22 protein-coding genes and 1 tRNA gene are annotated in these 21,897 nt (G+C 65.5%); 13 read left to right on the forward strand and 10 right to left on the reverse strand.

The genetic code is table 11. The annotated features are described in order from the left end of the window. Positions 1-79: 79 nt before the first annotated feature. Positions 80-988, reverse strand: a complete 909-nt coding sequence (locus tag MKK75_RS19145) for a glycine--tRNA ligase subunit alpha (RefSeq protein WP_244044114.1) — start codon at positions 986-988, stop codon at positions 80-82. Positions 989-1,132: 144 nt separating this feature from the next. Between MKK75_RS19145 and MKK75_RS19150 the strand changes: the two genes are divergently transcribed. Both MKK75_RS19150 and MKK75_RS19155 read left to right on the forward strand, forming a co-directional pair. Beyond that, the gene (locus tag MKK75_RS19150; RefSeq protein WP_244044115.1) at positions 1,133-1,591 is read left to right on the forward strand and encodes a GNAT family N-acetyltransferase; all 459 of its coding nucleotides are present in this window, start codon (positions 1,133-1,135) and stop codon (positions 1,589-1,591) included. Positions 1,592-1,738: 147 nt separating this feature from the next. Further along, positions 1,739-2,014, forward strand: coding sequence for a hypothetical protein (locus MKK75_RS19155; RefSeq protein WP_244044116.1), 276 nt, complete (start codon positions 1,739-1,741; stop codon positions 2,012-2,014). A gap of 14 nt (positions 2,015-2,028) precedes the next feature. Here the strand turns inward: MKK75_RS19155 and MKK75_RS19160 are convergent, their stop codons facing one another. The 4 genes from MKK75_RS19160 to MKK75_RS19175 all read right to left on the reverse strand — a co-directional run bounded on the left by MKK75_RS19160 (position 2,029) and on the right by MKK75_RS19175 (position 5,693). Then, entirely contained in the window at positions 2,029-3,633 is a 1,605-nt protein-coding gene (locus tag MKK75_RS19160) for a Na+/H+ antiporter (protein ID WP_244044117.1), read from the reverse strand. Positions 3,634-3,793: 160 nt separating this feature from the next. After that, entirely contained in the window at positions 3,794-4,306 is a 513-nt protein-coding gene (locus MKK75_RS19165) for an MmcB family DNA repair protein (protein ID WP_244044118.1), read from the reverse strand. A gap of 89 nt (positions 4,307-4,395) precedes the next feature. Next, entirely contained in the window at positions 4,396-5,172 is a 777-nt protein-coding gene (locus tag MKK75_RS19170; protein WP_244044119.1) for a cobalamin-binding protein, read from the reverse strand. Beyond that, complete coding sequence (locus MKK75_RS19175; protein ID WP_244044120.1) at positions 5,172-5,693, reverse strand: DedA family protein; 522 nt, start codon at positions 5,691-5,693, stop codon at positions 5,172-5,174. The genes MKK75_RS19170 and MKK75_RS19175 overlap by 1 nt, the downstream gene beginning before the upstream one ends. A 224-nt stretch (positions 5,694-5,917) precedes the next feature. On the opposite strand from MKK75_RS19175, the gene MKK75_RS19180 reads away from it, so the two are divergent. From MKK75_RS19180 to pdxY, 3 genes are all read left to right on the forward strand, one after another. Beyond that, the gene (locus tag MKK75_RS19180; protein WP_244044121.1) at positions 5,918-6,226 is read left to right on the forward strand and encodes a helix-turn-helix domain-containing protein; all 309 of its coding nucleotides are present in this window, start codon (positions 5,918-5,920) and stop codon (positions 6,224-6,226) included. 185 nt (positions 6,227-6,411) lie between these two features. After that, complete coding sequence (locus tag MKK75_RS19185; RefSeq protein ID WP_244044122.1) at positions 6,412-6,837, forward strand: hypothetical protein; 426 nt, start codon at positions 6,412-6,414, stop codon at positions 6,835-6,837. An 89-nt stretch (positions 6,838-6,926) separates the two neighbouring features. Next, a complete protein-coding gene (gene pdxY / locus MKK75_RS19190; RefSeq protein WP_244044123.1) occupies positions 6,927-7,775 on the forward strand; it encodes a pyridoxal kinase PdxY in 849 nt (282 codons plus the stop codon). A gap of 4 nt (positions 7,776-7,779) precedes the next feature. Here pdxY and MKK75_RS19195 read toward each other — a convergent pair whose 3' ends face one another. After that, positions 7,780-8,268 (reverse strand): OsmC family protein, encoded by a 489-nt coding sequence (locus tag MKK75_RS19195; protein WP_244044124.1) that lies wholly within the window; start codon positions 8,266-8,268, stop codon positions 7,780-7,782. 148 nt (positions 8,269-8,416) lie between these two features. Here MKK75_RS19195 and MKK75_RS19200 point away from each other — a divergent pair, with 148 nt between their 5' ends. From MKK75_RS19200 to MKK75_RS19215, 4 genes are all read left to right on the forward strand, one after another. Beyond that, positions 8,417-9,301, forward strand: a complete 885-nt coding sequence (locus MKK75_RS19200) for a PhzF family phenazine biosynthesis protein (protein WP_244044125.1) — start codon at positions 8,417-8,419, stop codon at positions 9,299-9,301. Next, positions 9,294-10,004, forward strand: a complete 711-nt coding sequence (locus tag MKK75_RS19205; RefSeq protein WP_244044126.1) for an NUDIX hydrolase — start codon at positions 9,294-9,296, stop codon at positions 10,002-10,004. The genes MKK75_RS19200 and MKK75_RS19205 overlap by 8 nt, the downstream gene beginning before the upstream one ends. Positions 10,005-10,280: 276 nt before the next feature. Then, the gene (gene glgX / locus MKK75_RS19210; RefSeq protein ID WP_244044127.1) at positions 10,281-12,539 is read left to right on the forward strand and encodes a glycogen debranching protein GlgX; all 2,259 of its coding nucleotides are present in this window, start codon (positions 10,281-10,283) and stop codon (positions 12,537-12,539) included. A gap of 141 nt (positions 12,540-12,680) precedes the next feature. After that, positions 12,681-12,770, forward strand: a tRNA-Ser gene (locus tag MKK75_RS19215). A 292-nt stretch (positions 12,771-13,062) separates the two neighbouring features. On the opposite strand, the gene MKK75_RS19220 is transcribed toward MKK75_RS19215, so the two are convergent. From MKK75_RS19220 to MKK75_RS19230, 3 genes are read right to left on the reverse strand one after another with little or no spacing between them, the layout of a single operon-like run. Beyond that, positions 13,063-13,251: a hypothetical protein gene (locus tag MKK75_RS19220; RefSeq protein WP_244044128.1), complete on the reverse strand. Its 189-nt coding sequence runs from the start codon at positions 13,249-13,251 to the stop codon at positions 13,063-13,065. Next, entirely contained in the window at positions 13,242-13,739 is a 498-nt protein-coding gene (locus MKK75_RS19225; RefSeq protein WP_244044129.1) for a hypothetical protein, read from the reverse strand. The genes MKK75_RS19220 and MKK75_RS19225 overlap by 10 nt, the downstream gene beginning before the upstream one ends. Continuing rightward, on the reverse strand, positions 13,736-14,368 hold the full coding sequence (locus MKK75_RS19230) for a hypothetical protein (RefSeq protein ID WP_244044130.1): 633 nt from the start codon (positions 14,366-14,368) through the stop codon (positions 13,736-13,738). The genes MKK75_RS19225 and MKK75_RS19230 overlap by 4 nt, the downstream gene beginning before the upstream one ends. A gap of 493 nt (positions 14,369-14,861) precedes the next feature. Between MKK75_RS19230 and MKK75_RS19235 the strand changes: the two genes are divergently transcribed. The 4 genes from MKK75_RS19235 (at position 14,862) to MKK75_RS19250 (ending at position 19,539) form a co-directional block, all read left to right on the forward strand. Then, positions 14,862-15,542, forward strand: coding sequence for a hypothetical protein (locus MKK75_RS19235; protein ID WP_244044131.1), 681 nt, complete (start codon positions 14,862-14,864; stop codon positions 15,540-15,542). After that, positions 15,542-16,444 (forward strand): hypothetical protein, encoded by a 903-nt coding sequence (locus MKK75_RS19240; RefSeq protein WP_244044132.1) that lies wholly within the window; start codon positions 15,542-15,544, stop codon positions 16,442-16,444. The genes MKK75_RS19235 and MKK75_RS19240 overlap by 1 nt, the downstream gene beginning before the upstream one ends. Positions 16,445-16,457: 13 nt before the next feature. Continuing rightward, positions 16,458-17,456, forward strand: a complete 999-nt coding sequence (locus MKK75_RS19245; RefSeq protein ID WP_244044133.1) for a metallophosphoesterase family protein — start codon at positions 16,458-16,460, stop codon at positions 17,454-17,456. Between the two features lie 1,936 nt (positions 17,457-19,392). Continuing rightward, positions 19,393-19,539 (forward strand): hypothetical protein, encoded by a 147-nt coding sequence (locus tag MKK75_RS19250; protein WP_244044134.1) that lies wholly within the window; start codon positions 19,393-19,395, stop codon positions 19,537-19,539. Between the two features lie 496 nt (positions 19,540-20,035). Here the strand turns inward: MKK75_RS19250 and MKK75_RS19255 are convergent, their stop codons facing one another. Next, the gene (locus tag MKK75_RS19255; protein ID WP_244044135.1) at positions 20,036-21,049 is read right to left on the reverse strand and encodes a transporter; all 1,014 of its coding nucleotides are present in this window, start codon (positions 21,047-21,049) and stop codon (positions 20,036-20,038) included. Positions 21,050-21,897 lie beyond the last annotated feature (848 nt).

Raw genomic sequence — 21,897 nt, forward strand, 5'->3', positions numbered from 1 at the left:
CGCCGGATTATCACAAACACTCCTTTTGTGATAATCCGGCGGCGGCGGATTGTCGGTTCTGACAATCCGCGGTCCCGCCTCACGCCCCCCCGGCCGCCGTCCTCAGCCAGGCCGCCCCGCAGGCCTTGGCCAGCTCCCGCACTCGCAGGATGTAGCTCTGGCGCTCGGTCACCGAGATCACCCCGCGTGCGTCGAGCAGGTTGAACACGTGGCTCGCCTTGATGCACTGGTCGTAGGCCGGTTGCGCCATGCGGTGACGCTCGCCGTCCGAGGCCGGCGCCCCCGCGTCGAGATAGGTCCGGCAGGCGGCTTCCGCGTCGGTGAACTGGCGGAACAGCATCGCGGTGTCGGCCGCCTCGAAGTTGTGGCGGGAATATTCCTGCTCGGCCTGGAGGAAGACGTCGCCATAGGTGATCCGGTCCGGGCCCTCGGCACCGTTGAAGTCCAGATCGTAGACGTTCTCGACGCCCTGGACGTACATGGCCAGCCGTTCCAACCCGTAGGTCAGCTCGCCCGCCACCGGCGCGCACTCGAAGCCCGCCACCTGCTGGAAGTAGGTGAACTGGGAGACCTCCATCCCGTCGCACCAGCATTCCCAGCCGAGCCCCCAGGCCCCGAGCGTCGGGCTCTCCCAATCGTCCTCGACGAAGCGGATGTCGTGGAGCGTCAGGTCGACCCCGATGGCCGCGAGCGAGGCGAGGTAGAGCTCCTGGAGGTTGGGCGGGTTCGGCTTCAGGATCACCTGGAACTGATAATAGTGCTGGAGCCGGTTGGGGTTCTCGCCGTAGCGCCCGTCCTTGGGCCGGCGCGAGGGCTGGACATAGGCCGCCTTCCAGGGCTTCGGGCCGAGCGCCCGCAGGGTCGTGGCCGGATGGAACGTACCGGCGCCGACCTCCATGTCGTAGGGCTGGAGGATCACGCAGCCCTGCGCCGCCCAGAATTCCTGCAGCGTCAGGATCAGACCCTGGAACGATTTCTTGTGGGGCATGGGGGCGGGGACTCGGGCTCGTGCGGCGGTTCGGGCCGCCGGCGGGCCGGTTTAGGTGCGGGCGGGCGGGGGTGCAAGGCGGCACCGCTTGCGCGTCCGGGCCGATCGATGGTCCGATCCCGCCGGCTTGCACCGGAGAATCTCATGACCGCTGACACGGCAGCCCTCGCGATCCGCCCGATCGGCCCCGGCGACCGGGACGCCTGGCTGCCGCTCTGGCGCGGCTATCAGGCCTTCTACAAGGTCGACCTGTCGGAGGCCGTCACGGACACGACCTGGGCGCGCCTCAACGACCGGGCCGAGCCGGTCGACGGCGCCCTGGCGTGGCACGGCGCCGAGGCGGTCGGCCTCGTCCACCACATCCGCCACCGTTCGGCCTGGACGGTGGGCGATTACTGCTACCTGCAGGACCTGTTCGTGGCGGACGGCATCCGCGGTCTCGGGATCGGCCGGCGGCTGATCGAGCACGTCTACGCGGCCGCGAAGGCCGCCGGGTGTTCGCGCGTCCATTGGCTCACGCACGAGACCAACACCGACGCGATGCAGCTCTACGACCGGATCGCGGAAAAATCCGGCTTCGTGCAGTACCGCAAGCTGTTCTGACGTCAGCACCGACGTGCGCGGCGACACCCAAGCGCGGCGGTTTTTGGACAATAACCTGGAACCGCCGAGCTGACGGTCAAGTTATCAGCGCAACAGGGGATCTCGGCACCTCAGTGCTGCCGAATCGAATACGTCGGACCACCAGCCATGCGCAATGCTCGCACCGTTAACACTTTCGGCCGCAAGAACATCGCCGTCCTCGCCGCGCTTGCGGTGTCGTCGCTCGTCGCCACGCCCTTCGTGATGAGCGCCAGCCGCGCGCTGGCCACCGCCGAGGACCAGCCGGTGGCCGCGACCCTGCGGGTCGAGCCCGTGGAGGTCGCCCCCGTCGCCGTTGCTCCCAAGGCCGAGGGCTGCGCCCGCAAGGTGCGGGTGGTCTACAGCGGCTACGGCCAGCCGGCGGATGGCTGCGCGGCCCATTGATGGACGGAGCCGGCTCAGCCGTGGGCCGGCGCGGTCCCGGCCAGACGCTTGAGGTGGAGTTCCTCCAGATCGATCTCCGCCTCCAGTTGCCGCAGCACCGCGTTGTGGATGCGGTTCTCCCGGTGCAGGCCGATCAGCGCCGACCGGCCTGACCGCACCGCGAGCAGTGCGGCGGCGAAGTGTTCGGATTTCTCGGCCTCCAGCGCCGTCCGCTCGTCGCGGTCCCGGGAGGTGGCCCGGACCCGGCGGCGGTACTCCTCGACGAGGCGCGGGTGCTGCAGCGCCCCGGTCTCGGGAAAGACCAGCCCCTCCAGGGCGGCGAGGCCGGCTTCGTTGACCACCACCCGGGCCATGGGCGCGTCGAGATGGCCGTCGGGCAGGTGCGTGGTGGGATCGAGGCGCAGCCGGCGGATCAGCGGCCCCAGCGTGGTTCCCTGCACCAGCACGGTGAACAGGATCACCGCGAAGGCCGCCAGCAGGATCGGGTCGCGGCCCGGAAAATCCACCGGCAGCGCCAGCGCGGCCGCCAGGGTCACCACCCCGCGCATGCCCGCCCAGCCGATGATCAGCGGTACGGCCGGGTTCGGCGGCGGCTCCGCCGCGCGCAGCCGGGCCGACAGGGTCCGCCGCAGGTAGACGGCGGGGAACACCCAGAGCAGGCGGGCGATCACGCAGGCCACCGTCACGGCGAGCGCCAGGGGCAGCCCCGCCGACAGCGAGCCGAACTCACCCCCATTCCGGACCAGCACGCCGCGCAGCGCGAGGCCGATCAGCACGAAGACCAGCGCCTCCAGCACGAAGACCACGAATTGCCACACCGCTACGGCGTGGCGCCGCGCCTGGGCGTCGAAGGTCTCGTGCTCCCGCCCGCCCAGCATCAGGCCGCAGGCCACCACGGCCAGCACCCCGGAGGCGTGGACCTCCTCGGCCGCGAGGTAGGCGGCGTAGGCAGCGAGGAAACTCAGCACCGTGATGGCGTTGGCATCGTGCAGCCGCCGCACCAGGGCGTTCACCGCCAGCCCGCCGGCGAGCCCCACCGCGACGCCCGCCACGGCGAGCCACGCGAAGCTGCCGGCCGCCGCCCAGGCGCTGAAGCTGCCGGTGAGCGCCGCCGCCACGGCGAACCGGTAGAGCACGAGGCCGGACGCGTCGTTCACGAGGCTCTCGCCCTCCAGCACCGTGATCATCCGGCGGGGCAGGGCGACCCGGGCCAGCACCGCCTTGGCGGCGACCGCATCCGGCGGCGACACGATGGCGCCGAGCGCGAAGCAGGCCGCCCAGGGCAGGCCCGGCACCACCACGTGGGCGACGAGCCCGACCACCAGGGTCGTGAACACCACCGCCCCGAGCGACAGCGACAGGATCGGGCCGAGGCTCGCCCGAACGTCGCGCCAGACGGTGAAGTAGGCCGATTCGAGCAGGAGCGGCGGCAGGAACAGGACCATGATCAGGTCCGGATCGAGATCGAAGGCCGGCAGGCCCGGCACCACGGCGAGCGCCATGCCGCCGAGCACGAGGGCGGCCGCCGGCGGGAAGCCGAGCCGCCCGGCCACCAGCGACACCAGCAGGGCGGCGCCCAAAAGGCTCAGGATCAGCTCGAACAGGGCGACGGATGTCATCGCGCGGCCATACCGCACTTGCCGCCGCAAAGTCATGGTTTCAAAAGGTCAATGACCTTGTGTGGGTGCAGGGCAAAGCCCTGCTCTTGCTCGCGGCCCGACGCATCAGGGCTCCGCCCTGATCACCCGCCAAAGGGCTTAAGCCCTTTGGAAACCCAATCTACAGCGCCCCCTCCCGCACCGCGCCCGGATCGGCCAGCGCATGGAGGATGCGCGCGGCGCTGTGGGCGAAGCGCAGGGTCACGGCCTTGCGGCGCGCGCCGCTCAGCGGATGCTCCGGGGGCTCGCGCAGGATGCCGGCGCCGTAGGCGTCGGCGACGATCAGGCCGCATTCCTCCGGGATCAGCGATTCCGGCACCTCCTCGGGGATCGCGAAGAAGAACCGGTCGCAGAAGTCCCGGTAATCCGGCCATTTCCGGTCGGCGCGGAAATCGGCCACGCTCGACTTGATCTCCACGATCGTGAGCTTGCCGGCCCCGCAGAGCGCGATCACGTCGGCCCGGCGGCCGTTCACGAGGGAGAATTCCGGCAGTGTGACGCAGCCCATCTCGGAAAACAGCCGGCGCACGCCCCGCTGGATCCGCAGGGCCGTGGGCGATTGCCGCCGGTCGGGCGGCAGGAGCGCGTCGACGACCGCGGGGGCGGAAGCGGGAAGGCCGAGGGAAGCGGACATCAATCAACGGGCGTGTCTGTACCGAATCGGGACATCCTGCCAATCCGGACGCGATCCGTCACCTGCGGCGCGGGATCGCCCCGCGTCGGTCATCCGAGGCAGGCGCGGATCGCGTCGAACCCGTCGGTGAGCGCGGCCGGGCCGGGCTGGAGGATCAGCGGCGACTTGATCTCGTGGATGCGCCCGTCCCGCACTGCCGGGATGCCGGAAAAACCCGGCCGCGCCCGGATCCGGTCAATGTTGACCCGCTTCCCGCACCAGGAGGCGAGGATCACCTCGGGCGCGGCCGCGATCACCTGCTCGGGCGTCACGATCCGGTCCCTCGCGGCCGCCTGACGGCTCAGCTCCGGAAACACGTCCCGGCCGCCGGCCTGGGCGATTAGGTCCGAGACCCAGCCGATGCCGGAGATCATCGGCGCGTCCCATTCCTCGAAATAGACCCGCAGGGGCGGCCGAGCCTGCGCGGCGCGCGCCGCCTCCGCGAGCCGCGCCGCGAAGCCGGCCGCCAGGGCCTCGGCCCGTTCGGGCACGCCCACGAGCGCGCCGACGGTGCGCACCATGGCGAGGCATCCGGCGAGATCCCGCTGGTTGAACAGGTGGACCGCTACGCCCGCGCGGGCGAGGTCGGCGACGATGTCGGCCTGGAGGTCCGAGAAGGCGAGGACGAGGTCCGGCGCCAGCGCCAGGATTTTCGGGATGTCGGCGCTGGTGAAGGCGGAGACCCGGGGCTTCTCCCTCCGGACCCGGGGCGGGCGCACCGCGTAGCCCGAGACGCCGACGATCCTGTCCTCCTGCCCCAGCAGGTACAGGGTCTCGACGGTCTCCTCGGTGAGGCAGACGATGCGCTCCGGCGGGAAGCGGCGCATCAGCGGTCGAGCCACGTGAGAAGGCCCGCCCCGGGGGCGAGCAGCACGAAGGCCCAGACCAGGGCCGAGGCGACGTTGGCCAGTTGGAACGGCAGCCGCGACAGGCCCAAAATGCCGGCGAGCAGCGGCACCAGGGCCCGGGCCGGCCCGAAGAACCGCCCCAGCGCCACCGCGGCGATGCCCCAGCGGCCGATGAAGGCCTCGGCCTTCGCGGTGAGGTCGGGGTAGCGCCGCAGCGGCCATTGGGTCTTCGCCCCCGGCCCGAGCCAGTGCCCGACCTCGTAGGAGACCCAGTCGCCCAGAGCGGCGCCGAGGGCGGCCCCCAGGAGCACCGGCCAGAACGGGATGTCGGCGCCGCCCACCAGGGCGCCGATGGCGATCAGGATCACGGTGGCCGGCACGAACAGCGACAGCACCGCGATGGATTCGCAGAAGGCGAGGGCGCCCGCGATCAGCGGCGTCCAGACCTTGTGCGCCTCCACGAAGGCGAGGGTCGTGGTGCGCAGGGCTTCGATGTCCATGGGGCTCGGGGTGCAGCGGGGCGACCGGACCCATCTGAGGTGGGGGCGGGTGGGGGACAAGGGAGGGCGATTGCGAGCAAAGCCGTCGCATCCGGAAAATGCTCCGCTTCCCAATAAAACAGCTCCTTTCGGTGCCACCGTCCCGCCCGGTCGTTCAGGGCGTCGAAGGCGAGCTTGGCGAATCTCGCCGGTACGCGGCAAGATCGCCAACGGACGAGGGTGCGATGACCGACGACGCGTTCGAGACGATCATGTCAGCTCTGAGCCAGGCGGCGGCCCATGCCCGCGGCGAGGACGTCCCCGGCCTCGTGGTGCACGCGCCCCGCGTGGCCGCCGATCTCGACGTGGCCGCGATCCGGCGGCGCACCGGCGCCTCGCAGGCCCGCTTTGCGCAGAGCATCGGGATCGCGGTCTCGACCCTGCGCAACTGGGAGCAGGGCCGTAGGCGTCCCGAGGGGCCGGCCCGGGTGCTGCTGGCGCTGCTGGACCCGAATCCGCGGGTGGTGCAGGAGCTGCTGGTGGGGGAGGGCTGAGGCTCGGGATGGCGCGCCCGCGCCCCGAAGTTGCTGCGCCAGCCGATGCGTCTCCATCGGCCGCACGCGCACCTGACATCCGCATGTCTTCGTGGCCGATTTCGTGGCGATCCATGCAACGATGTATTGCAAACCGTCCAGTTGATTCAACAAGATGCCTGATGTGATCCGCCAGGAGGCCGCCCGTGATCCGGACGGGACTGTTTTGGGCGCCGTTCGTCGCCATCCTCGCGACATCGCCGGCCGGCGCGCAATCGAAGGCGGCCAGTTACCTCATTCAGCAGGCGATCTCGGAGGGCTGCGAGAGCCATCGCGGAACGATGGACGCGTCCGGCGCCATCGAGCGGGATCTGGATGGCGATGGTGCCCCGGACCTGATCATCGCCGATGACGGGTTACGCTGCTCCGGCCCATCACCGCGCAGCGTCAATTGCGGCATGCAGGTGTGTTCGGTGACGTTCTACCTGCGCCGCGGCCCTCTGTTGCAGAAGGTCCACGAGATGCTCGGCGCCGGACTCAGCGTCGGGTCCGAGCGGATTCCGAAGGTGCACATGTATGCCCATGGCGGGCGGCGCGGCTTCGTCCGCTGGAACGGCAGCCGCTTCGACTGACCGGACACGGGTGATGCCCCCGCGCTTGCGCCCGCGCCCCGGATCGCCGACAGCATCGGGCCGGCGCAGCCGAACCGGAATCACCCGCGTTGAACGTCCTGTCGATCCAGTCCCACGTCGCCTACGGCCATGTCGGCAACGCCTCGGCGGTGTTCCCGATGCAGCGGCTCGGCGTCGAGGTCTGGCCGGTCCACACGGTGCAGTTCTCCAACCATACCGGCTACGGGGCGTGGCGCGGCCCGGTCTTCGAGGCCGCGATGATCCGCGACGTGGTGCAGGGCATCGGCGAGCGCGGGGTGCTGCCCACCTGCGACGCGGTGCTGTCGGGCTACATGGGCTCGGCCGAGATCGGCACCGCGATCCTGGAGGCGGTGGCCGCCGTGCGGGCGGCGAACCGCCAGGCGCTCTATTGCTGCGATCCGGTGATCGGCGACGTCGAGGAGGGCGTCTACGTGCGGCCGGGCATCGAGGCGTTCCTGCGCGAGCGCGCGGTGCCGGAGGCCGATATCCTCACCCCCAACCAGTTCGAGCTCGGTCTCCTCACCGGCCTGCCGAGCGGCACCGTGGCGGAGGCCGGGGCGGCGGTCGCGGCGCTGCGGGCGCGCGGCCCCCGGGTGGTGCTGGTCACCTCGGCGCTCTGCGCCGACACACCCGCCGACCGCATCGACATGCTCGCCGGGGCGGAGGGGCAATTGTTCCGGGTCCGCACCCCGCGGCTAGCCATCCGGGTCAACGGGGCGGGCGACTGCATCGCGGCCCTGTTCCTCGTTCACTACGCCCGCACCGGCTCGGCCGCGGCGGCCCTGGAGGCGGCCGCAGCCTCGGTCTACGGGCTGCTGAAGCGCACCGCGGAAGCCGGGTCCCGCGAGATCCTGACCGTGGCGGCGCAGGAGGAATACGTGATCCCGAGCGAGCGGTTTCCGGTCGAGGCGGTCTGAGCGTTCAGTCCGCGCCGGTCACCTCGCAGAGGAAGGTCGGCTCGGCGGTGACCGGAAAATTCACCGACCGCGCGATGAAGCAGAAGGCATGGGCGTCGCGGTGAAGCGCCTCGGCCCGCGCCGCGTCTGACCCGGCCGCGATCGTCACACGGGGCCGGAGGGTGACCGCGGTGAACTGGCCCGCGCCGCCCGCCTCCTCGGTCATATGCCCCTCGGCGGCGTCTTCGTAGGCCGTAACGACGATGCCGGCCTGGGCGCACAGGCCCAGATACCAGAGCTTGTGGCAGGCCGCGAGCGAGGCAACCAGCAGCTCCTCGGGGTTCCAGCGCGCGGCATCGCCCCGGAAGGCCGGGTCGGACGAGCCCGCGATCAGCGGCTTGCCGGGCGCCGACAGGGTGTGGGCGCGGTCATAGCCGCGATAGCTGCTGGTTCCGGTGCCGGTGTTGCCCGTCCAGGTCACCGTGACGGCGTAGCGGTGCTGCGTCTCGGCCATGGATCTCTCCGCGACACGTCCGGTCCACCCGCCGCCGCGTCCTCCGGGCGAGTCGATCGGACACGCCGCACCGTGTACCAGTCTTTCGCTTCGCCACCGACTCGCGGCCGTTCCGCCGCCGGGCGCGCGAGCAGGAAGGTCCGACCCGATGGCACGCCGCTTCGTCACCCTCGACGTGTTCACCGAGCAGCAGCTCGCCGGCAACCCCCTCGCCGTCGTGCTGGATTCGGAGGGTCTCGACACGGCCGCCATGCAGGCCATCGCCCGGGAGTTCAACCTGTCCGAGACGGTGTTCGTGCTGCCGCCCACAGAGGCCCGGCACCGGGCGCGCGTGCGCATCTTCACCCCCGGCCGGGAGCTGCCCTTCGCGGGGCACCCGACGGTGGGCACCGCGGTGCTGCTGGCGCTGCAGGAACCCACCCGGGGCGATGCCCGCGCCTTCGGCCTGGAGGAGGGGATCGGGATCGTCCCCTGCGTGGTCGAGACCCTCGTCGACGGCAGCGGCGGCCGGGCGCGGTTCCGGCTGCCGATCCTGCCGGAATACCTCGGCCCCGGGCCCGAACCCGAGATCCTGGCGCCGATCCTGGGCCTGGAGCCCGGCGACATCGGCACCGGCCGGCACGCGCCGAGCCGCCACGGGATCGGTCCCCGCTTCACCTGCGTGCCTATCGCGTCCGTGGCGGCCCTCGACGCCGCCCGGCCGGCCCAGGCCCCCGAGCCGGGGGACGGCCTCTACCTCTACACGCCCGATCCCGAGGGGACCGGCCAGAGCTGGCGCGTGCGGATGTTCGCGCCTGAGTTCGGCATCCCGGAGGATCCGGCCACCGGCTCGGCGGCCTCCGCCTTCGCGGGGGTGCTGATGCAGTTCGAGACCCTGGGGGAGGGCACCCACGACGTGGCGATCCGCCAGGGCCAAGTCATGGGCCGGCCGAGCGCGATCGCGCTTCAGCTCACCATCGAGTCGGGTGCCCTGCGCAGCGTCGAGATCGGCGGCGCAGCCGTGATCGTCTCGGAGGGCAGCCTCCATGTCTGAGGGGTTCCGCAGCACGAAGCTGGCCGACGTGACGGCGCGGTTCGTGGAGCACGACTGGGCGTTCCCGCGCATGCACGAAGCCGCCATCGCGGCCCATTGGCGGGCGCGGATCGCCCGCAGCCCCGGCCTGTTCGACGGCACCGTGCTGCTGTGCTGCGCCCACGATGTCGTGGACGGGATCGCCCGGCTCGACCTGTTCGCGACGCGCTACTCCATCTTCACCTACTACCGGCATGTCCGGCACGCCGACCCGCGGATCCGCAACGCCTTCGCGGCGATCGTCCCCTGGACGGCGGACGGCGCCGTTCTGCTGGGCGAGATGGGCGCCCACACAGCCAATGCCGGCCAGCTCTACTTCCCCTGCGGCACCCCGGACCCGGACGACGTGCGCGGCACCAGCGTCGACCTCACCGGCAGCGCCGCCCGGGAACTCGCCGAGGAGACCGGCCTCGCGCTGCCGGCGGATGCGGCAACGGAGTGGGTCATGCTCGCGGGCGAGGACCAGCTCGCCTTCCTGCGGCCGGTGCGCTTCCCGGAGACGGCGGCGGCGCTGGAGGCGCGCATCGCGGACCATCTCCGGCGCGAGGCCGCGCCGGAACTCGCCGGGATGCGCAGCGTGCGGGGCGCGGCGGAGATCGACCCGGCCCGGATGCCGGGCTTCGTGCGGGCCTATCTGGGGGACGCGTTTCCGACGCGGGCCTAAAACCGCGTCGGCGCGTCGCGCTCGGCGAAGCCGTTTCTTCGGCGCCCCCGCGAGGCCTGCGGGCCGCGGCAACGGCGCCGGACCTGAACACCCCTGGCAATGGCCGCGTTGGGCAGTTGCGCCGGCTCCGCGCGGTCTGGGCGGCGGGGGGCCTCGGCCCCGTCCCCAGCCTGAGCAAATTTTACCAGCTCCGGGGAGCTTCGCCGTGGCCGGCACGTTCACCCGGGACATCCCCCGACGCGGCGCCCGCCGGGCGGGTGGAGTCCCGGAGTGTCCATGTCCGATTCCCGACGTCCCTCGTCGCAGTCCCGCTCGCGCATCGAGGAAGGCCAACCCTATCCGCTCGGCGCCAACTGGGACGGGCTCGGGGTGAATTTCGCGCTGTTCTCGGCCCACGCCACCAAGGTCGAACTCTGCCTGTTCGACGACCTGGGTGAGCGGGAGATCGAGCGGATCGAGCTGCCGGAGTACACCGACGAGATCTGGCACGGCTACCTGCCCGACGCCCGCCCGGGCACGATCTACGGCTACCGCGTCCACGGCCCCTACGAGCCGAAGGCCGGCCACCGGTTCAACCACAACAAGCTGCTGATCGACCCCTACGCCAAGGGGCTCGTCGGCTCGATCACCTGGAACCCGGCCCTGTTCGGCTACCAGATGGAATCCGGCGACGACCTGACCTTCGATGAGCGGGACAGTGCCCCCTACACCCGCCGCTCCCGCGTCATCGACCCGGCCTTCACCTGGGGCCGGCATCAGAAGCCGCACGTCCCGTGGGAGAAGACCATCTTCTACGAGGCCCACGTCAAGGGCATGACCAAGCTCGACCCGCGGGTCCCGGAAAAACTGCGCGGCACCTACGCCGGCCTCGGCACCCGGGACGTGCTCGACTACATCAAGAGCCTGGGCGTCACCTCGGTGGAGCTGCTGCCGGTCCATTCCTTCGTGCAGGATGACTATCTTGAGCAGAAGGACCTGGTGAATTACTGGGGCTACAACACGATCTCGTTCTTCACCCCCGCCCGGCGCTACGCCGCGGTGCCGGACTTCGCCTTCTCCGAGTTCAAGGAGATGGTCTCGCGCTTCCACGGCGCCGGCCTCGAGGTGATCCTCGACGTGGTCTACAACCACACCGCCGAAGGCAACGAGAAGGGCCCGACCCTGTCGTTCAAGGGCGTCGACAACGCCTCCTACTACCGGCTGCTGCCGAACGAGCCGCGCTACTACATCAACGATACCGGTACCGGGAACACCTTCAACCTGTCGCATCCGCGGGTGCTGCAGCTCGTCACCGATTCCCTGCGCTACTGGGCGCAGGAGATGCAGGTCGACGGGTTCCGCTTCGACCTCGCCACGATCCTGGGCCGCGAGCCCTACGGCTTCGACGAGGGCGGCGGCTTCCTCGATACCTGCCGCCAGGATCCGGTGCTCAACAACGTGAAGCTCATCGCCGAGCCGTGGGATTGCGGACCCGGCGGCTATCAGGTCGGCGGCTTCCCCCCCGGCTGGGCCGAGTGGAACGACCGGTTCCGGGATGATGTCCGCGCCTACTGGAAGGGCGATGCCGGCCTGCTGCCGGACGTCGCCGCGCGCCTCGCCGGCTCGGCCGACAAGTTCAACAAGCGCGGGCGCAAGCCCTGGGCCTCGGTGAACTTCCTCACCGCGCATGACGGCTTCACCCTGCACGACACGGTCTCGTATAACGACAAGCACAACGAGGCGAACGGCGAGGGCAATCGCGACGGGCACTCGCACAACCTGTCGTACAATTACGGGGTCGAGGGCCCGACCGACGATCCCGAGATCCGGGCCACGCGCCTGCGCCAGATGCGCAACATGCTGGCGACGCTGTTCCTGTCCCGCGGCACGCCGATGCTGCTCGCGGGCGACGAGTTCGCCCGCACCCAGAAGGGCAACAACAACGCCTATTGCCAGGACAACGAAGTCTCCTGGCTCGACTGGGGGGCGATCGGCGACGAGGAGCGGGACCTCGCCGAGTTCACGCAGCGCCTGATCCTCCTGCGCAATGCCCTGCCGATCCTGAACCGCGGGCGGTTCCTGACCGGCCAGTACGACGAGGAGTTCGGCGTCAAGGACGTGGCGTGGCTGCGCCCGGACGGGAGCGAGATGACCCCCGAGAACTGGACCGACGGGGGTGCCCGCGCCTTCGCGGTCCAGCTCGACGGCCGCGCTCAGGCGACGGGGCTTCACCGCCGCGGCGGCGACGCGACGCTGCTGATCATGTTCAACGCCTACCACGATCTCGTGACGTTCACGCTCCCCGAGTCGGTCGGCGGCATGGCCTGGACGCGGCTCCTCGACACCAACCTGCCCGACAGCCAGGATGTGGAGAGCTTCAAGTTCGGCATGGGCTACGCCGTGACCGGGCGGTCGCTGCTGATGTTCGTCCTGAAGCCCGAAGACAGCCCCGGCGACGGCGACAACGCCATGGAGCGCTCATACCAGCACGTGATGCAGGCCTTCGAGCGGGCGAATGTCGAGACCGTCCGCTTCCACCTCGACGCGGAGGGGTGAGGCACGTGGGCCGGGCGGTTTTCTCAAACCCCGGCCCCGTGCGCCTTGCGCCCGGCGGCGCACCCGGCTAACAGCACGGCACCGCGCGGCCCTGGCTGCGCCCGGGTCCCGCTTGCGCGCCTGGGTGCCCGGTCCGCGGACGGAGGGGTGGCCGAGTGGTTGAAGGCGCACGCCTGGAAAGTGTGTATACCGGAAACGGTATCGCGGGTTCGAATCCCGCTCCCTCCGCCATTTGGACCGAAAAAACCGTTAAATAACAACAAGCTAGCGGTTTGCATACTCAGCCTACCAACAATAAAACCTACAATCCACTCGCACTGGACGTGCGAGCGTAAGTCATCGTTTCTCAAGAGAGACGGATCACGATCGTGTCCGCCGGCGGGTCGAGATGGTACCGCTGACGACCCACGCCCGCCCGTCGTGTCCCCTCAGATTCACTAGGGCGGGCGTGGATGCTCAGGCCAGGCTCGGCAAAACGGACACCGTGTCCGCTTTCGACCGCGCGAGCAGCCAGGCTGGGGTATCAGCGGCGCGAGAGCAATCGTGCCAGCGGTTGGCCGGCGCGATCAGCGAGACGATGGCCGAGAGCGATGCGTTCGCGAGCCCGGTTTAGGGCCGCTTCGGCGTCGTCCATCAGCATGTCGCCTCGCGCATAGTCGAGGCGGGCGAGGCGCAGTTGCGCGAGGGCGAGGAAGCCGAGGATCAGGCGCATAGCGCGTCCTCCCGAGCCCACGCCGCAAGATCGTAGCCGACCTGCTCCTCCCAGCAGTCCAGCAGGTCGGCGACACGGGCCTTCCAGCCGATGGCCAGCAGCGTGGTCATGCGCTCCGTCATGAAGTCGGTGACGAGCTTGTCGACAGCATCGATGTGCTTCGCCCATGCCTCCCAAGCTTCGTGGTAGCCGTTGCGGGCACGGGCAGCCTCGGCCCGCAGCCGCCAAGCCTTCGCGGCTGGTGGATCGTCCCAACCAGGATGCTCTCCGGCGCTGTGATCGCCGTCCTCGTACAGAGCCTTGGCGAACGCCTTGGCGCGTTCGATAGGCAGGACCAACTTACGAAGTTGGGGGATGAGGGCGAGGAACTGGACCTCGTGGTCCGGCAGGCCGCCTCCAAGTGGGGACACCGCAGCCACAGCCGGCACGGATGCCAGCGGGGCAGCGAGGAGGGCGCCGAGTGCGGCGCGGCGAGTGGAAGCGGTCATGCCGCCACCTCGTCACCGAAGCCAGTAAAGGCCGGCGGCAGCACCGTGCCGGTCACCGCGAGGATCGCCCGGGCCGCGGCCGCGATCTTGTCCTCGTTCTCCCAGGGCCTGCCGGCGAGCGCGCCCTCGACTTGGAAGGCCAACGCGAGGCCAACAACAGCGAGGCCGGCCGCAGTCTTAGGAGCCGGCAGGGACAGCACATCGGCGATCAGGGCCCACATGCGGTTGTCGACGGCGAGCGCCGCCTTGTAGGTCGGGCTATCGGGATGCTCCTCCTGGAAGACCGAACGTACGGCCATGGCGGCAGCGTGGGCGGCGATCAGGCGATCCCGGTGCGGGATGTGCGGATCGGCTGACTTGCGGCTGCTCCGAGCTTCCAAGCGCCGACGCAGAGCGGCCGCGCGCTTTGCCAGGGCGGGCCGCGTGGTGGGGTCGGCGGCATCGACCGCGGCGAAATGCCGGTCCAGGCCATCCTCAATCGCAGCGATAGCGGCTTCGGCCTCCCGCATGGTGCGAATGGCCTCGGTGACGGGGCCCGGCTGCCGGTCGAGCCCCTGGCCTAATAAGGTAGGGGCGGTTTGGACCGGGCGTAATAAGGGCGTGCGTGTGCTATGGGCGTGGCTAGCCATGCCGCTCTCCTCAACAGAGTGGTGGGGTTAGGTCCGGTGCGGGAGCTTCCACCTTCCCGCCGGACCGATCTCGTGTTATCACTAGCGTGTGAACGCGTCAACTCGTGATAACATGAAAATGCAGCGAAAGCCTCGGCCCAAGCAGACGGGGACCCTCATTGGGGTCAGAATTCAGCCTGAGCAGTTACAACCGCTTGATGCTTGGATCGAAGCTCAGCCCGAGCCCAAGCCTACGCGTCCAGAAGCGGTGCGGCATGCCCTCACGGACTGGCTAAGCGGACAAGGCCACGTGCGGCACGGCGAGGATCTGGAGGATGCGGACTGAGGCCATCAACCGAGCGCTTGACTGCGAAGAGCCATCTGAAATTATTGGTCAATCCAGTCTGGCAGGCGTCACACGTAAAGGCCACCTTTCACGCGTATCTCTTACCAACCGTGGATAACACCATCTCCATTGGGTGCGCCCCTTGCTCCGATAAGGCTCCCTAACTCCATGCCGGAGAAACCCCAATCGATCTTCCTGCCCTCAACCATTGAAGAGGTGGTCGCACAGATAGCTGATCTACCACTCAATGCGTATGATGTTCTTAGGGCAGATATCCAAAGTTTAAGAGGGTTCGAGTCCGATAAAACTCGATGTGATGCCCTTGCGCGAAAAATACCAATCTCTGCTGAAAATATTTCTATAATATTGAGCGCGCTTTCATACCTGTATTCTAGGGTAAATTCCATCGTTGCCGGTGAGGTAAAGCTAGATGATATAGTGGAAAGATTTATATCCACGTTCTCTGAGGAGGAATTAGAAAAAGACAAACGCGCCGAGGCGACATATCGTTTAAAGCAACTGCTAGTAATAAGTCCCGAAATTGAGCAATCCCGCAAAATTCGTCGGCTTAAGAGTGGATTTTTACAAAATGCTACGGCCTTTTCATCCTTTGTCGATGCGCGCCCGGATTTCGGGGATAACGGCGAACATATCCGGGGCTTTGTAGTGATGGTGCAGTTTCGTGTCAGTACAGATGGCGCGGGCGACGGTAAGAAGGAACATACATTTCAGGTGGATGAGGAGGGGTTGGGGTCTCTTAGACAAGCGCTAGAGGCCGCAGAAAAAAAGATAAAGACCCTTCGGCGCGGTGACGCGCTTGTTGCCCCTGTTTATAAAGTCCAAGAATAATGACGCATTTCTCTGAGGAAGCACCTGCAAGCGCGCCGACTGGCGATAGCTATACTGCGAATGAGTTTCTAACACCCACAGGATGGAAATCTGAAGTGATGGGTCAAGTCCGTGCTACCGCGGAACTGCGGGGGCACTCAGATCCTTTTGATTGGCCGAATGTAAACCGCGCGTTGAGGTGGAGTCATGGATTGCGGGCTCGCCATTCAACCTTGGAAAAAGTTCTTGCCGATATCATAAATATTAAATCAGTCAGCCTCGATCTAATTGAGATTGGTATTGATCAAACTATAGAAAGCGGAGATGGCATTGGCGTAAATATTTTTCATGATCCAGAAACTTTCCCAGAAAACTTGGTTCCGGTTCAGTATTCATTTTCATTTGATGATATAGAAGGCAAATTTAATAACCATTACGAACGATTGGAATTTCAAGCACGCCGGTACGCTGACCATGAAAATTTTATTCCGTCCAATTATATCATATCTCTCTTAGTCGATAGCATAACTGCTTATATTGAAGACTCGACGCAAGCTGAGCTAATACACAGTTCATTGCGTTCTGAGTCAGTAGACGACTTGAAGATTGCATTTTCGGAAAAGTTGCATTCGACTATAGCAAAAATAGCTAATCTTCACAAACGTGGCGAAAAATTTCCATCGACTCTTTCAAGAGATGGGTCGTTCGTGCTGGCGTTTGAGCACGAACTGTTTTCCCAATTTTCCATCCGACCGAAATTCCAAACTGCGTTTTTGTTTGGGTTGCATCAAGAGCTTCGAGATTATCTATCCGAAGGGGGCTCTATCTCTGGGAAATGGGGAGAAGTTGTAATGACCAATCTATCGATCGAAATTTTGACCACTCCCCGTGTCGCGATAGTACTCCCTGCGCTAGATTTCTAAAGCGGATCGCCGCATGCCCTATCGGCGGTTGCTACACATATCAGATACTCATTTCTGTGAGTTTCCAAACAGGAATAACCATTTAAAGCTGTGGCAGAACCCACCCGCCCTTTCGCTCACGAATCAAGGCAAGAGAATTTCACGTAGTTTCTTTCCGTCTAGCTTCGATAGCAATGCAGCGCAGGCGCTAGCTGCTTTTGTTTGCGATGTTGCTCCCGACCTCAGCTTGATAGTTCATAGCGGTGACCTAGCGACGACTGGCCGGCCGGATGATTTAGGTGCCGCATTCCATTTTCTATCCGCTTCCAATTGCAATGGCTCTACTGCAGATGGCAAACCTTCTATTGGCGATCACGTCGAGAAGCTTTTTATCTGCCCAGGCAACCATGATAGGTACAAGAACAACTTCGCAAAACCTTGGTCGGCAAATTTTAATCTACAGTTTAGAAAAATATGGCTTACCCAGAGACTTGATATAACGTACAGATATGTCAACAAAGATGATCGAAAAATCTGTATTTTAGCAATTGATTTTTGTTTGAGAGCAAATAGAGATGCGGGCGCTCCATATCAATTGAATAGATACGGCCGCGGCAAAGTATATAGTGACACCATATTGCGGCTAAATGATTTGATGACTGAGTTAGTCGATAATGATAAATGTTTGAACTTTATTTGGGTAATTCATTTCCCTCCTGCTGATGGCGCGGGATCTGCCGAGCAGCTTTTAAATTTTGATGACGTCGCATCGCTAGCAAAGAAATATAACGTTTCGTTCGTGCTGAGCGGACATTTGCACAATGCAAGTATTTCAAAGACGTCGTATGGAACTACTATTATTCGCGCTGGCACCGCCTGTGCCGCGGATGAAGCGCCGAATTGCTGGATACATTTACTGGACTTAAAAATTGAAGACGATTTGATCGCATCTATCAGAAAAACCGATTATAAGTGGGATTGGAGGAACGGTGAGTTTTCTCCGGTGGGATCATCTATACAAATCTTGTCCTAAATAGCTTGGGCATTTCCGTGATAACTTCTGGCAAGACTCCTGCAGTTTAGACGCGGAGAGGCTGTAGGATCATCCCGCCTTCGCCATCTGCCGCCCGTGGTCCTGCACGAGATTGAGGATAGCCGCTTCTCACGCCACCATCGTCCCGGCCGTCCCCGGCCCGTGCCAGTTGCCGTAGCTGTCCGTGCCGCCGACGCTGTGTGCTTTGTCAAGCCGCGTCCGTGACGGGCGTGCCGGGCGCGCGCCAGTTGCCGTGGGTATCCGCGACGCCCTCTTTCGATAACGCCCTTCCGGCGGCTATCCTCTCCCCATGCGCACAGCCCTCGCCGACCTCGCTCTCGTCGTCGCTGCCGGTGGGGCGCAGACAGTCGGCAGAGCATGACGTTGCAGGCAGCCATCGGTACACTGGTGGACGATGCACAAACTCGCGCCCAGCAGCCTTTCTCGCCTACGATCCCTCTCGACGCTGGGGCCACGCTTCTACCAGGTCTCCGCCTACATGCGACGGCTGGAGACCCTCGGGCTAGTCATGTCCACTGGCCGATCGGATCCGGCAGCCGACAGCGTCGAGTACGAGATCACAGACAGGGGCCGTGCCGAGCTTCGAGAGCGATACGGGCCGTCTTCGCCTGGATCTGAGGACAACTGACGATCAGCCGCGTCGCAGTCTGCTCACGGGGCGGGGGAGCGTCCGATCTAACCAGCGCGTGAGCCGAACCGATACGCAACGCGGCTCGGGGGTAAGATGGCAGCCGGCCATTACTGGGCCGTGCAGGGTCAGCGCTTCAGTCGTCCCGCGCTGGGAATCGCGACACGAAAAAGCCCGCCGCGGCTTGTGCCGGGCGGGCTCTCAGCCTCGGGGCAGACTGTCACGGCGGACCCGAGGCTGTCGGCGACGAAGCAGCAACCGGGCCATGAAAAAGCCCGCGCCGGCGAACTGAGCGGGCTTGAGTAGGTTCGTGGTCTCAGGAACGAACTGGCCTGCGTTGTAGCAAGGTCTGTTCCCTAACTGGGTCTAGAAGGTCACTTCCCGCTCGGCGCAGCATAGCTGCCCGTTGCACCGTTGCCGCCGCCACTTCCGGCCGGCGCACCAGAGGTCTTGTTAGCTACCCCGCTGGCACCAGGCTTCATCATCTGGGAGTTCGACATCATCGAGCGCCTCTTGCGATGGCGCTTCATCCTCACTGTGGTCAGCATGTCGGATGGTGACGAGAGACCGACGACTGGACTGGCCGGCACCGCGGCGGCCGGAAGAGACAGCATTGCCGAACCGGCAGCGGCAAGTACGGCTAGTGTCAGGACACGCATAAGACATCTCCTTGCCGCGACGCGAGAAATGGCATCGGGTCCCAAGAAACTGTAGCGGGGCCGCTTCAGATCAATGCGCCACCGCTGCGGCCGATGTGGCTGCGCTCGGATGCGGTTGCGCCGACATCCAGCCAACCAGGAAAAAGCCCGCCGCGGCGAACCGGGCGGGCGCAGTGGCCATTGGGGTTTCGAAGGCTCTTGAGTAGGTCGAGCAGGCACGATTCGCGTCCCTCATTTGAGTGATGCGTCGCGCGATCAGAAAAGCCCCGCGCGGCTGAGCCGGCGGGGCTGAAGGAGTCCTTGGGAGGAGGCCGCGACCCTACGGCGGCCGAGCTTGGCATACCAGCGCGCCGAGCGCATGGCTGAGCTTCCGGGACGGCGCAAGAAAAAGCCCCGGTCAGCGCGTGGCTGCCGGGGCTGAAGGTGATTGCACTTGGGGTGCTGATAGACGCGTGAGTGGGCGGGCGGTTCCGAGCCTCAGTCCGCCCGCCGCATCTGCGCCGCTGCGCTGAACGACGTCCTTAAACGGGTTGCCTGCGCTCGTGATGCGGACATTGGTCTCATGTCCCGGCTCTTCCCGCTCGATCTCTGCGCGCCATGTCATCCGCCACGATAGGGAGACGCACCGATGGACCGTGAGCGCGATCGCGACGTGGACGAAGACCTGATCGAGGATGCCCGGAAGACGACGGGCGACAGCGAGAAGACGGAGCGGCCGGGCCAGGGCACCGACCAGCCCGGCGGTGACGATCCGGCCAAGACTCCGAAGAAGTGACGGCGATCAAGCGTCGGCCCTGCTCGACCTAGTGGTCGAAATCTGACGCTTGATACCCGCCGCGCCAGCCGTTTTCGACCCATACCAGTCGCCAGGAACGCCGAATGCGTTTCTCCGAAGCGGGCCTCAAAGCCGCACTCAAGAACAAGGCAATTAAGCCCGGATCTAGCGTTGAGTCCAATCGGCTCGTTTAGAGGGCTCTGGACGTTCCTTTGGACGCTTATCGAACCGAAGTACCTCGATCCATGTCCATGCGTTACCGCGCAAGTCTGTCATCCCTCGCACGTTGAGGAGGTTTGCGATTTCCGCCGGGTCCGAAATCCCGGCCAACCGGATCTCCTGCATTATGAAAGAAATCCGAGCTGCTCGCTCGATTCGAGCCTTCCGCCACTTTTCCATACAGCAAAATGAATCTTGCTACTAGAAATGTAAACGGCCCACACTGTCACCAGTGCGGGCCGAACGTGGGTAGATCCGAACTATTGTTCAGTAACGCTCAGTACTTGCGGACTAGCGGAGCCGGGATCGGCGAAGCGGCGGGAGTCGGCGAGTACAGCGGCACGACGAACCGGATCCAGCCGTCCGTGGAGTAGTCGCTGCGGGTGCGGCCGAACGCGTTGGTGAGAGTCGCGCCGGTCACGACGTCGCGGGCGACGTAGGCCTGAACGGTGAAGATTTTGAAGTCGTAGCCAACCAGACCACCGAGGGCGAAGCGGCCGCGGTTCCCGGCTGCCGCGCTGAACTGGCTAATGTCGAAGTTGTAGGTACCGTAGCCGACGGCACCAATCTCAAAGTTGCCAAACTTTTTCGTCGCCGTAAGGTCGAAGTTCAGGGCATCCGAGATGCGGATCGGGCCGATGAAGTTTCCGACCGAGCCACCGAAGCGACCGGGTGAATCATAGATGTTGGCGGTCAGGTTGGCGGTGATGTTGTAGCCGTCGCCGGTATAGCTGCCGGCAACGCCGAAGCGGTAGGTGTTGGAGGCAAGCTGCGGCAGCACGGGCGTACCGACCGGGATCCGACCCGCTCCAGAGATCGGGTTGGCCGCGGTAGTGCCGTTGAACAGCGAGCCGCGGTCGCCGTCGAGGTCGTTCAGGTACACGCCGCCGAGCAAGCTGACGCCAAAGTTGCTGCCTAGATCGAACGCCCAGATGCCGCCGACGAAGGTGCCGACGTTGATCGAGATGTCCTTATTGGGCGAGCCCGCCGCGTTGCGGGTGAAGACGAACACGGTCGGAGGCGCTACGAGCAGCTCGATGCGGCCACCGAGCGGCACCAGCGGGGTCGAGTAGACCAGGACCGGGATGTTGACGGCCGTGTCGGCGTCGTTCCGGCCGTCGGTGCGGCGGTAGGTGAACGTGTTGATGGCGTATAGGCCTTCCGGCAGCGGCGCGCCGACGGCGAGACCGACCTGCTCGCCCGGGACCGTAGTCGATTGGGCGTACGACGCCGTGGCTGTCATTCCCATCGTCAGCGCAGCTGCGCCGGCCGCGAGCCAGTGCTTCATCATTTTTTCATTCCTTCCCAAGGTCCCAAGGCGTGCGTCCCGCATTCGGCACTTCCTGCCGGTCTGCTCGCCCATCGCGGCTGCCGGCTTTGGACCTGCCGAGCGCCCCCACAGAGCCTGCCCGTCTCAACGCAGGAAATATCCTACAGTTAGCGGTTGATGGATAGCGGGAACAGCTCAGGTTACAGGCGACGGTGGACTGTAGTGGCAGAAATGCACCATTCTTCTCGCGCTGCAGTATGTTCCTGCTCACTTTCAGACCAGACCTCCCCAACACTAGCTGTAGAGCGCTGCGCAATCGTTTCGAAGTTATTACTAAAACCTTAAAGGTGCTGAATTTCGCTGATACCCCCGTGTGATAGGCAATGGAGAGCTTGCGCGTTTGAGCTGCAGGTAGCCGCGTGCGCGAATTGAATGTGGCAGCACCAAGCTGGAACGCAGGGGCTGGTTGGATGCTGAGTGCCGGATTGAACCTTTAGCTCATCGAGTACTTCAAGGCCCGGACCGCTTTGGACGAACCCCGGCCTCTCGGAGAGGTCACACAAATTCGGTCAATCGGCGCCCGGTCTGCGAAGCGCCGCCTGGACGGCCAGACGCTTCGCGACCTTTGTGCGCAGCAGCGGCTTTCGGTCTCAAGCTACCAAAGCCAATTCACCGGACTGCCTGAAAGCAGACCTTCCGAAGGTCAGAGGAGGGTCGCTAGCGGGCGCGGTAGTGACGTCCGCTTCTATGTATTGCTGTCCGAAAGCGGACCGGCGGAAAACCACCCGTTGCAGACCCCGCAGGTGGGTACCAAGCGTCAGATTTCGACCACTAGCTCACACTTGGGGAAACGCCAACTCTCACGTCCC

It is taken from the genome of Methylobacterium sp. J-030 (genome assembly GCF_022829545.1).
GTDB lineage: Bacteria > Pseudomonadota > Alphaproteobacteria > Rhizobiales > Beijerinckiaceae > Methylobacterium.

What these genes read in the sequence shown, in the direction of transcription:
- MKK75_RS19250 (WP_244044134.1), top strand. Translation starts at nt 19,393, where the DNA reads ATGGACCGTGAGCGCGATCGCGACGTGGACGAAGACCTGATCGAGGAT.
- MKK75_RS19175 (WP_244044120.1), bottom strand. Translation starts at nt 5,693, where the DNA reads ATGGACATCGAAGCCCTGCGCACCACGACCCTCGCCTTCGTGGAGGCG.
- MKK75_RS19235 (WP_244044131.1), top strand. Translation starts at nt 14,862, where the DNA reads ATGCCGGAGAAACCCCAATCGATCTTCCTGCCCTCAACCATTGAAGAG.
- MKK75_RS19240 (WP_244044132.1), top strand. Translation starts at nt 15,542, where the DNA reads ATGACGCATTTCTCTGAGGAAGCACCTGCAAGCGCGCCGACTGGCGAT.
- MKK75_RS19255 (WP_244044135.1), bottom strand. Translation starts at nt 21,049, where the DNA reads ATGATGAAGCACTGGCTCGCGGCCGGCGCAGCTGCGCTGACGATGGGA.
- MKK75_RS19145 (WP_244044114.1), bottom strand. Translation starts at nt 988, where the DNA reads ATGCCCCACAAGAAATCGTTCCAGGGTCTGATCCTGACGCTGCAGGAA.
- MKK75_RS19200 (WP_244044125.1), top strand. Translation starts at nt 8,417, where the DNA reads ATGGCACGCCGCTTCGTCACCCTCGACGTGTTCACCGAGCAGCAGCTC.
- MKK75_RS19165 (WP_244044118.1), bottom strand. Translation starts at nt 4,306, where the DNA reads ATGTCCGCTTCCCTCGGCCTTCCCGCTTCCGCCCCCGCGGTCGTCGAC.
- MKK75_RS19150 (WP_244044115.1), top strand. Translation starts at nt 1,133, where the DNA reads ATGACCGCTGACACGGCAGCCCTCGCGATCCGCCCGATCGGCCCCGGC.
- MKK75_RS19160 (WP_244044117.1), bottom strand. Translation starts at nt 3,633, where the DNA reads ATGACATCCGTCGCCCTGTTCGAGCTGATCCTGAGCCTTTTGGGCGCC.
- MKK75_RS19170 (WP_244044119.1), bottom strand. Translation starts at nt 5,172, where the DNA reads ATGCGCCGCTTCCCGCCGGAGCGCATCGTCTGCCTCACCGAGGAGACC.
- MKK75_RS19205 (WP_244044126.1), top strand. Translation starts at nt 9,294, where the DNA reads ATGTCTGAGGGGTTCCGCAGCACGAAGCTGGCCGACGTGACGGCGCGG.
- MKK75_RS19155 (WP_244044116.1), top strand. Translation starts at nt 1,739, where the DNA reads ATGCGCAATGCTCGCACCGTTAACACTTTCGGCCGCAAGAACATCGCC.
- glgX (WP_244044127.1), top strand. Translation starts at nt 10,281, where the DNA reads ATGTCCGATTCCCGACGTCCCTCGTCGCAGTCCCGCTCGCGCATCGAG.
- MKK75_RS19195 (WP_244044124.1), bottom strand. Translation starts at nt 8,268, where the DNA reads ATGGCCGAGACGCAGCACCGCTACGCCGTCACGGTGACCTGGACGGGC.
- MKK75_RS19230 (WP_244044130.1), bottom strand. Translation starts at nt 14,368, where the DNA reads ATGGCTAGCCACGCCCATAGCACACGCACGCCCTTATTACGCCCGGTC.
- MKK75_RS19180 (WP_244044121.1), top strand. Translation starts at nt 5,918, where the DNA reads ATGACCGACGACGCGTTCGAGACGATCATGTCAGCTCTGAGCCAGGCG.
- MKK75_RS19245 (WP_244044133.1), top strand. Translation starts at nt 16,458, where the DNA reads ATGCCCTATCGGCGGTTGCTACACATATCAGATACTCATTTCTGTGAG.
- MKK75_RS19220 (WP_244044128.1), bottom strand. Translation starts at nt 13,251, where the DNA reads ATGCGCCTGATCCTCGGCTTCCTCGCCCTCGCGCAACTGCGCCTCGCC.
- MKK75_RS19225 (WP_244044129.1), bottom strand. Translation starts at nt 13,739, where the DNA reads ATGACCGCTTCCACTCGCCGCGCCGCACTCGGCGCCCTCCTCGCTGCC.